At 70.0% G+C, this 11,210-nt stretch carries 7 protein-coding genes and 3 tRNA genes; 5 read left to right on the forward strand and 5 right to left on the reverse strand.

The features are described from left to right. The first annotated feature begins 97 nt into the window (after positions 1-97). Positions 98-1,405 carry an RNA polymerase sigma factor gene (locus IQ210_RS03335; protein ID WP_194076703.1) on the forward strand — a complete coding sequence of 436 codons (1,308 nt, stop codon included), beginning with the start codon at positions 98-100 and terminating at the stop codon, positions 1,403-1,405. A 74-nt stretch (positions 1,406-1,479) separates the two neighbouring features. On the opposite strand, the gene IQ210_RS03340 is transcribed toward IQ210_RS03335, so the two are convergent. The 4 genes from IQ210_RS03340 to IQ210_RS03355 form a co-directional block, all read right to left on the reverse strand. Continuing rightward, entirely contained in the window at positions 1,480-3,408 is a 1,929-nt protein-coding gene (locus IQ210_RS03340; RefSeq protein WP_194076705.1) for an ABC transporter ATP-binding protein, read from the reverse strand. Then, positions 3,408-5,141 carry an ABC transporter ATP-binding protein gene (locus tag IQ210_RS03345; protein WP_194076708.1) on the reverse strand — a complete coding sequence of 578 codons (1,734 nt, stop codon included), beginning with the start codon at positions 5,139-5,141 and terminating at the stop codon, positions 3,408-3,410. Before IQ210_RS03345 ends, IQ210_RS03340 begins: the two co-directional genes overlap by 1 nt. Positions 5,142-5,286: 145 nt before the next feature. Further along, positions 5,287-6,726, reverse strand: coding sequence for a xylulokinase (locus IQ210_RS03350; RefSeq protein WP_194076710.1), 1,440 nt, complete (start codon positions 6,724-6,726; stop codon positions 5,287-5,289). 43 nt (positions 6,727-6,769) lie between these two features. Further along, a complete protein-coding gene (locus IQ210_RS03355) occupies positions 6,770-7,075 on the reverse strand; it encodes a YtxH domain-containing protein (protein WP_126271740.1) in 306 nt (101 codons plus the stop codon). Between the two features lie 158 nt (positions 7,076-7,233). On the opposite strand from IQ210_RS03355, the gene IQ210_RS03360 reads away from it, so the two are divergent. The 4 genes from IQ210_RS03360 to IQ210_RS03375 all read left to right on the forward strand — a co-directional run bounded on the left by IQ210_RS03360 (position 7,234) and on the right by IQ210_RS03375 (position 8,797). After that, a tRNA-Asn gene (locus IQ210_RS03360) sits at positions 7,234-7,306 on the forward strand. Between the two features lie 6 nt (positions 7,307-7,312). Beyond that, positions 7,313-7,385: transfer RNA gene (locus IQ210_RS03365), tRNA-Asn, on the forward strand. 180 nt (positions 7,386-7,565) lie between these two features. Beyond that, positions 7,566-7,639 (forward strand) — tRNA-Ile (locus tag IQ210_RS03370). Between the two features lie 117 nt (positions 7,640-7,756). Further along, positions 7,757-8,797: an MMPL family transporter gene (locus IQ210_RS03375; protein WP_322656305.1), complete on the forward strand. Its 1,041-nt coding sequence runs from the start codon at positions 7,757-7,759 to the stop codon at positions 8,795-8,797. A gap of 271 nt (positions 8,798-9,068) precedes the next feature. On the opposite strand, the gene IQ210_RS03380 is transcribed toward IQ210_RS03375, so the two are convergent. Then, on the reverse strand, positions 9,069-11,192 hold the full coding sequence (locus IQ210_RS03380) for an ATP-binding SpoIIE family protein phosphatase (RefSeq protein WP_194077098.1): 2,124 nt from the start codon (positions 11,190-11,192) through the stop codon (positions 9,069-9,071). Between the last annotated feature and the right edge of the window lie 18 nt (positions 11,193-11,210).

Below are 11,210 nucleotides of genomic sequence, written 5' to 3' on the forward strand. Positions count from 1 at the left end.
GCGTCCGTCAGGGTAACCACCCGGTCACGGACCGGACTCAAAAAGTCACCGCACGCCCCTCGTGGCGGCGATGTGTCGTACTCCACACTGGGTTCCGGTGCCTGAGTCCTCGGAGCGCGGCCGATCCGTCCCCAACGGGTCCCAGACCCCCGCGGTTCCGCTCATCGCGTACGGGACGGACAGCGGCGAGGCCGCCGACTCCGCCCCCGAAACAGCGCTGCCGCACTCTGCAGCGATCATCCTGGAGGTCGCCCCCGTGCAGACCCAGACCCTCACCCAGACCGAGAACAGTACGGACGCCACGGAGCCGGACGCCGAGACCGACGTTCTCGTCGCGGTCCCCCCGCAGAACCGTGTCGTGCACCACCCCGAGACCGAGCCCGAGGAGCCGCCCGCCGACGCGCTGGAGAGCGCGGAGGCCGTGGAGGCGCCCGAGCCGGTCGAGGTCCCGGAGGCCCCGGAACCGGCCGCCCGCAACCGCGCCGACACCAGCGGCCCGTCCTCCGACCTGTTCCGCCAGTACCTCCGCGAGATAGGCCGCATCCCGCTGCTCACCGCGGCCGAGGAGGTCGAGCTCGCCCGGCGCGTCGAGGCGGGCCTGTTCGCGGAGGAGAAGCTCAGCACCACGCCCGACCTCGACAGCCAGCTCGCCCTCGACCTGGACCGCCTGGTCGTGATGGGCCGCATGGCCAAGCGCCGCCTCATCGAGGCGAACCTGCGCCTGGTGGTGTCGGTGGCCAAACGGTACGTCGGCCGCGGCCTGACCATGCTCGACCTGGTCCAGGAAGGGAACCTGGGCCTGATCCGCGCGGTCGAGAAGTTCGACTACGCCCGCGGCTACAAGTTCTCGACGTACGCCACCTGGTGGATCCGCCAGGCCATGTCCCGCGCCCTCGCCGACCAGGCCCGCACCATCCGCGTGCCGGTCCATGTCGTCGAGCTGATCAACCGGGTCGTCCGCGTCCAGCGCCGCATGCTGCAGGAACGCGGCTACGAACCGACGCCGGAGGAGGTGGCAGGCCACCTCGACCTCGCGCCGGAACGCGTGAGTGAGGTGCTGCGGCTGGCCCAGGAACCGGTGTCGTTGCACGCGCCGGTGGGCGAGGAGGACGACGTAGCCCTGGGGGACCTGATCGAGGACGGCGACGCGACGTCACCTGTGGAGTCGGCGGCGTTCCTGCTGCTCAGGGAGCATCTGGAGGCGGTGCTGTCGACTCTGGGGGAGCGGGAACGGAAGGTCGTACAGCTGAGGTACGGGCTGGTCGACGGGCGGCCGCGCACGCTGGAGGAGATAGGCCGCATCTTCGGCGTGACGCGGGAGAGGATTCGGCAGATCGAGTCGAAGACGCTCAACAAGCTGCGAGATCATGCTTTTGCGGATCAGTTGAGGGGCTATCTGGATTGATGCCGGGTGCGGGTTTGTGGGGGCTGGTCGCGCAGTTCCCCGCGCCCCTAGGTTGGACCAGCCCCCCACCCTCATTAGTCCACCTCGGCCACCGCCTGCGCGAACTGTGCCTTGTACAGGCGGGCGTAGGCGCCATCCGCCTCCAACAGGTCCGCGTGCGCGCCCTGTTCCACGATCGAGCCGTTCTCCATCACCAGGATCGTGTCCGCGTCCCGGATGGTGGAGAGGCGGTGGGCGATCACGAACGACGTGCGGCCGTGGGCGAGTTTGGCCATCGCCTTCTGGATCAGCACCTCGGTGCGGGTGTCGACGGACGACGTGGCCTCGTCGAGGACCAGGATCGTCGGGTCGGACAGGAACGCCCGCGCGATGGTGATGAGCTGCTTCTCACCGGCGCTGACGCCCGTGCCCTCGTCGTCGATCACCGTGTCGTAGCCGTCGGGCAGCGTCCGGACGAACCGGTCGGCGTGCGCGGCGCGCGCGGCCTCCTCGATCTCGCCGCGGGTGACCTCGCGGGAGGCGCCGTAGGCGATGTTCTCCGCGATGGTGCCGCCGAACAGCCAGGTGTCCTGGAGCACCATGCCGATCTGGGCCCGCAGTTCGTCCCGGGACATCTTCGCGATGTCCACCCCGTCGAGGGTGATCCGGCCGCCGGAGGCGTCGTAGAACCGCATGAGCAGGTTGACGAGCGTGGTCTTTCCGGCGCCGGTCGGGCCGACGATCGCGACCGTGTGACCGGGCTCGACCTTCAGCGACAGGTCCTCGATCAGCGGCTTCTCGGGGTCGTAGCGGAAGGAGACGTTCTCCAGCGCGACCCGTCCGCGCAGGTCCTCCGGGCGGAGCCCCGGGACCGGGTCGGCCTCCTGCTCCTCGGCGTCGAGGAGTTCGAAGACCCGCTCGGCGGAGGCGACGCCGGACTGCACGAGGTTCGCCATGGACGCGACCTGCGTCAGCGGCATCGAGAACTGGCGGGAGTACTGGATGAAGGCCTGCACGTCACCGATGGAGAGGGCACCCGACGCGACCCGCAGACCGCCGACCACCGCCACCAGCACGTAGTTGAGGTTCGACACGAACATCATCAGCGGCTGCATGACCCCGCTGTTGAACTGCGCCTTGAACCCGGCCTCGTACAGCGCCTCGTTCTGCTCGGCGAACTGCTGCGCCGACTCGTCCTGCCGCCCGAAGACCTTGACCAGGGTGTGCCCGGTGTACATCTCCTCGACATGCGCGTTGAGCTTGCCGGTGGAGCGCCACTGCTGCACGAAGTGCGGCTGCGACCGCTTGCCGACGCGGGTGGCGACGACGAACGACAGCGGCACGGTCACCAGCGCGACCAGCGCCAGCAGCCAGGAGACGTAGAACATCATCGCGAGCACACCGATGATCGTCAGCAGCGAGTTGATGAGCTGGCCCATCGACTGCTGGAGGGTCTGCCCGATGTTGTCGATGTCGTTCGTCGCCCGGGACAGCACCTCGCCGCGCTGCCGCTTGTCGAAGTACGACAGCGGCAGCCGCGACATCTTCGTCTGCACGTCCTCCCGCAGCCGGAACATCGTGCGGTTCACGGCCCGGTTGACCAGCCGCGTCGCCACCGCCATCAGCAGACCCGCGATGAGGAACGCACCGGTCGCGAGCAGCAGCACATGTCCCACGGCGGTGAAGTCGATGCCCTCGCCGGGGGTGAAGTCGCTGCTGCCCAGCATGTCGGCGATCGCGGAGTCACCGCGCTCGCGCATCCCGGCGAGGACCTCCTCCTTCGAGGCCCCGGCCGGCATCTGCCGGCCGATGATGCCCGCGAAGACCAGGTCGGTGGCCTTGCCGAGGATCCACGGCCCGATCGAGTTCAGCGCCACGCTCACCACGACACACGCGACGAGCGTGTAGACGGTGAACCGCTCCGGCCGGAACTGCCCGATCAGCCGCCGGCCCGACACCTTGAAGTCCAGCGAACGGCTGTCCGGGCCGCCGCCGGCCATCATCCGCCCCATGGGCCCGGCCATCAGGCAGCCTCCGCTTCCGTCAGCTGGGAGAGCACGATCTCCCGGTAGGTCTCGTTGTCCGCCATCAGTTCGTGGTGCGTGCCGGTGCCGACGACCCGGCCCTCGTCGAGGACGACGATCCGGTCGGCGTCGCGGATGGTCGCCACCCGCTGGGCGACGATCACCACGGTCGCCTCCGCCGTCTCCGCGGCGAGCGCCGCGCGCAGGGCCGCGTCGGTGGCGTAGTCGAGCGCGGAGAAGGAGTCGTCGAAGAGATAGATCTCGGGCCGCTGGACCAGCGTCCGGGCGATGGCGAGCCGCTGCCGCTGACCGCCGGAGACGTTCGTGCCGCCCTGGGCGATGGGGGAGTCGAGGCCGTTCTCCAGACCCTCTACGAAGCTCTTGGCCTGCGCCACCTCCAGCGCGTGCCACAGCTCCTCGTCCGTGGCGTCCGGGTTGCCGTAGCGCAGGTTCGTGGCGACGGTCCCGGCGAAGAGGTACGGCTTCTGCGGCACGAGCCCGACCGTCCTCGCCAGCAGCGTCGGCTCGACGTCCGCGACCGCGACCCCGTCGACCAGCACCTCGCCCTCGGTCGCGTCGAACAGCCGCGGTACCAGCCCCAGCAGCGTCGACTTGCCGCTGCCGGTCGAGCCGATCACGGCGGTCACCTCACCGGGCCGGGCCACCAGGTCGACGGCCTTCAGCACCGGCTCCTCGGCGCCCGGGTAGCGGAAGCCCGCGTCCCGGATCTCCAGGTGCCCGTGCCGGCGCAGCTCGGTGACGGGGGCGAGCGGCGGGACGACGCTGGAGTCGGTCCCGAGGACCTCCTGGATGCGCTCGGCGCACACCTCCGCGCGCGGCACCATCATGAACATGAAGGTGGCCATCATCACGGACATCACGATCTGCATCAGATAGGCGAGGAACGCGGTCAGGTCGCCGATCTGCATCCCGCCGCTGTCGATGCGATGGGCACCGAACCACACCACCGCGATCGACGACAGGTTCACCGTCGTCATCACCACGGGGAACATCAGCGCCAGCATGTTGCCGGTGGCCAGCGACATGTCGGTGAGGTCGCTGTTGGCCTTCCGGAACCGCTCCTCCTCGTACTGGTCCCGCACGAAGGCGCGGATCACGCGGTTGCCGGTGATCTGCTCGCGCAGCACCCGGTTCACGGTGTCCAGCCGCACCTGCATGGACCGGAACAGCGGCCGCAGCCGCCGTACGATCAGCGTCACGCAGATGCCCAGCGTCGGTACGACGGCGACCAGCACCGCCGACAGCGGCACGTCCAGGCCGAGGGCGAGGACGATGCCGCCCACGCACATGATGGGCGCCGACACCATCAGGGTGAACGTCATCAGCGCCAGCATCTGCACCTGCTGGACGTCGTTCGTGGTCCGGGTGATCAGCGAGGGCGCGCCGAAGTGGCCCACTTCCCGGGCCGAGAACGACTGCACCCGGTCGAAGACCGCGGCCCGCACGTCCCGTCCGAGCGCCGAGGCCGTCCGGGCGCCGTAGTAGACGGCCCCGATGTTGCACACCACCTGGGCCAGCGAGATCCCGATCATCAGGGCGCCGTAGGACAGGATGTAGCCCGTGTCCCCGTTCACCACGCCCTGGTCGATGATGTCGGCGTTGAGCGTGGGCAGGTAGAGGGTGGCGCAGGTCTGCAGGAACTGCAGCAGGACCAGCACACCGATGGGTTTCTTGTAGGGCCTGAGATAGGTCCGCAGAAGTCGTATGAGCACGCTACGTCTCTCGGAGTCGGCGACAGGGGCCGGAGGTGGTTGCCCCTGGCCCCTATCGTCGGACACTCCCCCCGCGTTACCTCAACCGATTAAGCCGACAGCAGTGCTCTTTACCGCCTTATGGGCGGAAGACGCCCTCGGACGGTCAGCCGCGGAAGGCGTTCGGATGGGTCTGCTCCCGCACCGACACGAACTGCTGCCGCACGGCCTGCCCCACCGCCAGCTCCTCGCCGGGCTCCAGGATCTGCGCGGCCGCCCCCTGCCAGGCCGGCGGGGTGCGCGGGTCGAGCGTGCCCTGCGAGACCCCGAGCGCCCAAGCGGCCTGCCGGGCAGCCCCGATCGCCGCGTAGTCGGCGGGCTGCGGTACGACGACTTGGGCGCCGAAGATCGCGGGTGCCGCGGCCTGCACAGCCGACAGCTCGGCGGCGGCCCCCAGCAGAAAGACCCGCCGCACCTCCACGCCCCGCCCGCGCAGCACGTCGAGGGCGTCGGCGAGCCCGCACAGCATGCCCTCGAACGCGGCCCGCGCCAGATGCTCGGGCTTCATCGACTCCCGCCGCAGCCCGGCGAGCGTCCCGGCGGTGTGCGGCAGACTCGGCGTCCGCTCACCCTCCAGGTAGGGCAGCAGTACGAGCCCATGGGCGCCCGGCGTCGACTTCATCGCCAGCTCGGACAGCGCCTCCAGATCGGGCAGCCCGAGCAGCTCGGCGGTGCCGCGCAGGGTGCGGACGGCGTTCAGGGTGGTGACGACGGGCAGGTGCATGCCGGTCGCGTCGGCGAGGGACGTGATCATCCCGGAGCTGTCGACGAGGGCCTCGGGGTGCACGGCCATCACGGACCCGGAGGCGCCGAGCGACACGACGGCGTCGCCGAGCCCGATCCCCAGCCCGAACGCGGCGGCCATGGTCTCGCCGGTCCCGGCGGAGATCAGCAGTCCCTCCGGGGTCGTACCGGCCGCCTCCGAGGGCCCGATCACCTCGGGCAGCATGGCCTGGTGACCGAGCGCCAGCTCGACGAGGTCCGTGCGGTAGGCGCCGGTGGCGGCGGACCAGTAGCCGGTGCCGGAGGCGCCGCCGCGGTCGGTGGTCCGTCGTACGGGCCGCCCGAGAAGCTGCCAGACGAGCCAGTCGTGGGCCTGGAGGAGGACGGCGGTGCGCAGCGCGGCGTCGGGCTCGTTCTTCACCAGCCAGCGCAGCTTGGTCACCGGCTGCGGCGCCTGCGGCACGCACCCCACGGCCTGCGCCCATGCCTCGCGTCCGCCGAGCGCGTCGATGAGGTCGGCCGCCGCGACCTGGGCACGCTTGTCGCCGCCGACGAGCGCGGGGCGGACGGTGTTGCCCTGGGCGTCCAGCGGCACGACGGCGTTCTGCTGCGCGGACACGCCGATGGCCTGCACGCCTTCGAGCAGCCCGCCGCCGGCCGCCTCACCGAGGGACAGCAGCCAGGCCTGGGGGTCGACGTCGGAGGGACGGCCCTCCACCGGGTGCGGGGCGTAGCCCTGCCTGAGCACGGCGCCCGTGTCCGCGTCGCAGACGACGATACGAGTGAAATCGGGCGCACTGTCCAGCCCGGCGACTATCCCCATGGCGAAAATTCTATGGGCCGGACGACGTCACCCCGCCCGGCACTCAAGTGTTGCTGGTTCCCCAGTCGTCCTCGGCGGCGCCGTTGGTGTTGCGGTCCCGCAGCGAGCGCACCCGCTGGGCCACCGAGTCCGGCACCCGGTCGCCGACCTTGTCGCTGACCGCGTGGTACGCCTTGCCCGCGAACTGGCGGCCCTGCTGGGCGGCCGACTCGGCGGTGTTGCGGACCGCGGGGTTCTGCGAGACCTGCCGCGCGGACTTCTTCAGCTGCTCGTAGCGCTCGCGCCCGGCACGCGTGCCCAGCACGTAACCCAGAGCCAGCCCGGCGACGAAAGTGAGCTTGTAGCGCATGGCGGCCACCCTTCCCTTGCGTAGGTCTGCGGTGCGGCGTCGGTGCCGGGGGGAACCGATTGGCGGAGCACCCCCCTGCTTGCGCTAATGTATGTGTCGCAGCGGACGCCCGCCCCCTGGCGAATACCCAGGGAGGTACGTTCGATGCAACGAGGCATTCCTCCGTAGCTCAATTGGCAGAGCAGCCGGCTGTTAACCGGCAGGTTACTGGTTCGAGTCCAGTCGGGGGAGCTTCGATCTTCCGTAGCTCAATTGGCAGAGCAGCCGGCTGTTAACCGGCAGGTTACTGGTTCGAGTCCAGTCGGGAGAGCGTGTTGAACAAGGACCCCCGAAGGGGTCCTTTTTCATGTGATCACCCCTGGGCCGGGAACCGCGCAGGTCACGGCGGAGTCCTTCAGGGCATGCGAAGTCGACCATACGAAGCAGGAGATCGTATGAGCGGCTATGCTGCGGCAGACGGCGCGCACACATGTACGCGACACGCCGCTATGGGGCGGTAGCTCAGCCGGTTAGAGCAGCGGACTCATAATCCGTCGGCCGTGGGTTCGAGTCCCACCCGCCCCACCTGTGCAGGCTTCTGACCTGCGGAAACGTTCATGCTCCCAGCACTGCTGGGATTCGCCGGCGACCGCCTCAGGCCCAGGCCGAAGAAGACGCCCGCCCGCCCTCACCATCGCCCTGGTGACCATCGGACTCCTGGTCGTCGCCTGGCCCGCCCGCGACCTGCAACTCGCCCTGCCCGACAACGGCAGCGCCGCGAAAGGCACCACTCAGCGCGAGACTTACGACACCGTCACCGAGGAGTTCGGCCCCGGCCTCAACGGCCCGCTGCTCATCCTCATGAACACCGGCGACGCCAAGGCGTCCTCCGCCGCGCAGCTGACCGCCGAACTGAACTCCGTGCGCAAGGAGCTGGCCGCCACCAAGGGCGTGGCCCTCACCTCGGCGGCCCAGCAACTCGACTCCGAGTACGCGCTGCTGACCGTGGTGCCGACCACCGGCTCCGGGGACGAGGCCACCAGCGATCTGGTCAAGGCGCTGCGGGACAAGGAGTCCTCGATCCGGTCCCGGACCGGGATCTCGCTCCAGGTCACCGGCCAGACCGCGGTCAACGTCGACGTGTCGCAGAAGCTCAGCGACTCGCTGCTGACCTTCGCCATCGTGGTCGTGGGCCTGTGCCTGCTGATCCTGCTGATCGTCTTCCGTTCCCTGGTGGTCCCGGTCAAGGCGACTGTCGGATTCCTGCTCTCGGTCGCGGCCTCCTTCAGCGCCGTGGTCGCGGTCTTCCAGTGGGGCTGGGGCGCGGACCTCATCGACGTCGCGAGGACCGGTCCGGTCGTGTCCTTCCTGCCGATCATCCTCATGGCCGTGCTCTTCGGACTCGCCATGGACTACGAGGTGTTCGTCGTCTCCAGCATCCACGAGGAGTACGCCCACGGCGGCGACGCCCGCCGGGCCGTGCTGCTGGAGGAGGGCATCACGGGTGAGGACGCGATCGTGAAGCCGATCGCCTTCGCCCTGGCTTTCGGGGTTCTGGTCGACGCCTTCCTCATTCGGATGACGTTCGTGCCTGCGGTGCTCATGTGGGTCGGCCAGGCCGGCTGGTGGCTGCCGCGCGGTCTTCAGAAGATCCTGCCGAACGGGGACATCGAAGGACGCGATCTGCCCAAGCCGACGGCACAGGCGAGCGAGGCGTACGCCGCTGCCCCGCAACGCGACTGACACCGCCGGGAGCAGGGGCGACGCGTCCGGGGCCTGGCGAGCCCAGCCGTCACGCAGGCCCCGGACGTCGATGCGGGCCCCCGGCCTCGGAGGGGAGAAGAGGCCGTGTGCGATGGCGACCCGCGGGGAGCCAGGGGAGGGCAGCCGCCACCCTCACAGGGGACTGCCCGCGCCTGGCCGGCTCGGCTCGCCGTCGGAGATGGGAGGGGCGGCGCGCCGAAGCCCTCCAATAATTGCACACCAGCGGGTAGGTATGGAAATCCGAGCGCGTTCATCCGGTAGCGGACTGAAGAGGGGAAGCCAGGTCCGGAAAACCGGCATGTCCGCTCCCGCTCAGCTCGGCCCAGACCGTCTTGCCCTGCCTGGCGTGGCGGGTCCCCCAGTGTTCGGCGAGCTGGGCGACGAGGAGGAGGCCGCGCCCACCCTCGTCGAAGGTGCGGGCTCGGCGCAGATGGGGAGTGGTGCTGCCGGCGTCGGACACCTCGCACAGGAGCCCCCGGTCATGGATGAGCCGCAACCGGATGGGGGGCCGACCGTAACGGACGGCGTTGGTGACGAGTTCGCTGATCACGAGCTCAGTGGTGAAGTCGAGTTCCTCCAGTCCCCACTCGGTCAGCTGCCGCACGGCGCTCGTACGCGCTCCGGAAACGGCTGCCGGGTCGGCGTCCACGTCCCACGCGGCGACCTGGCTGTCCCCGAGAGTGCGGGTGCGGGCGAGCAGCAGGGCTACGTCGTCATGGGGCCGGCCGGCGGGCAGCAGGGTATGGAGCACGGTGTCGCAGGCTGCCTCCAGCGAGGCAGCGGGTTGTGCGAGAGCCTGACGCAGGAGGGTGAGGCCTGCCTCTACGTCGTGATCGCGGGCCTCGATCAGGCCGTCGGTGTACAGGGCGAGCAGGCTGCCTTCGGGGAGGTCGACCTCGGCCGCCTCGAAGGGCAGGCCGCCCAGACCCAGTGGTGGGCCGGGCGGCAGATCGAGGAGGTCGACGGCGCCGTCGCGGCTCACTACAGCGGGGAGCACGTGGCCCGCCCGTGCCAGGGAGCACCGGCCGCCCACGGGGTCGTACATGGCGTACAGGCATGTGGCGCCGATGTCCCCGGCCGCCTCCTCCGTGTCCGGGTCCGCAGAAGCCTCGGCGGACAGGCGGATGACGACGTCGTCCAGGTGCGTCAGCAACTCGTCCGGCGGCAGATCGATGTCGGCGAGAGTGCGGACCGCGGTCCGCAGACGTCCCATCGTGGCGGCGGCATGGATGCCGTGGCCGACCACGTCGCCGACCACCAGGGCGACCCGCGCCCCTGACAGTGGGATCACGTCGTACCAGTCGCCGCCGACACCGACCCGGGTGCCGGCGGGCAGGTAGCGGCAGGCGACCTCGACGGCCGACTGCTCCGCTGTACGCCGAGGGAGCAGGCTGCGCTGCAGGGTGAGCGCGGTGGCGCGGGCGTGTGTGTAGCGACGGGCGTTGTCGACGGCCATCGCGGCCCTGGCCGAGATTTCCTGGGCGAGGAGGAGAATCTCGTCGTCAAAGGGTTCCGGGAGTCCGGGAGTCCGGTGACGGGAGAACTGGGCGACGCCGAGGGTCGTGCCCCGCGCGCTCAGCGGCACCACCAGCACCGACCGGTCTCCGTCCGCGTACCGGGAGGGCAGCCCGGTGGCCAGGGCACGCTCCGAGGGGGATCCCACTGGGCAGGTGTGGAGTTCCTGCACCTCGATCACGGGGTCAGAGGCACCTTCCGCCACCGTCCCCTGGGCCATCCTGCGCAGTACGGGCGGACCTGCTGCGACCGTGTCGTGCTCATGGACCACGGAGTCCAGCAGGTCGACGGTGACGGAGTCGGCGATGCGGCCGATGGCGAGGTCGGCCAGCTCCTGAGTCGTGCGAGCGATGTCCAGCGTGGTCCCGATGCGCAGACCGGCCTCGTTGACCACGGACAGTCGCCACTGCAGTCGACGCTCCCGTTCCTCCTGGAAGGAGAGGACGCCCTGCTCGGAGGCGCGGTCGACATATCCGGTGGCCATCGCGATCATTCGGCGTGACGTCGCGCCGATCAGCTCGACGTCGTCGGTCAGGCGCGGTATTTCCGCGAGGAGTCTGTCGAGGACCACGCCCTGGCCGAGCCGGTGCGCCCGCAGCATCGCGGTGACGGGCGCACCGTGCTGTGCCAGTTGACGTGCGCGTTCCACGTCGGCCGGCGGTGGTTCGATGTCGCTCGGCTCGATGCCGAGTTCCAGTCCGGTCAGCACGCCGACAACGTGCTCCGCGATGTTCTCAGAAGTCATCCGGGCGAGGCCCGGGGCGGCCCAGAGCTCTGGAACCTCACGTCGCAGGCATCGCGCCACTTCCGCGATCAGCTCGTCCGCTCTCGGTGCGAGCTCATGCGCGACACGGGCCATGAGGCCGTCGGCCGTGGC

This window comes from Streptomyces justiciae, assembly GCF_015163075.1.
Classification (GTDB): Bacteria; Actinomycetota; Actinomycetes; order Streptomycetales; family Streptomycetaceae; genus Streptomyces; species Streptomyces justiciae.

What these genes read in the sequence shown, in the direction of transcription:
- IQ210_RS03340 (WP_194076705.1), bottom strand. Translation starts at nt 3,408, where the DNA reads ATGGCCGGGCCCATGGGGCGGATGATGGCCGGCGGCGGCCCGGACAGC.
- IQ210_RS03355 (WP_126271740.1), bottom strand. Translation starts at nt 7,075, where the DNA reads ATGCGCTACAAGCTCACTTTCGTCGCCGGGCTGGCTCTGGGTTACGTG.
- IQ210_RS03380 (WP_194077098.1), bottom strand. Translation starts at nt 11,192, where the DNA reads ATGGCCCGTGTCGCGCATGAGCTCGCACCGAGAGCGGACGAGCTGATC.
- IQ210_RS03350 (WP_194076710.1), bottom strand. Translation starts at nt 6,726, where the DNA reads ATGGGGATAGTCGCCGGGCTGGACAGTGCGCCCGATTTCACTCGTATC.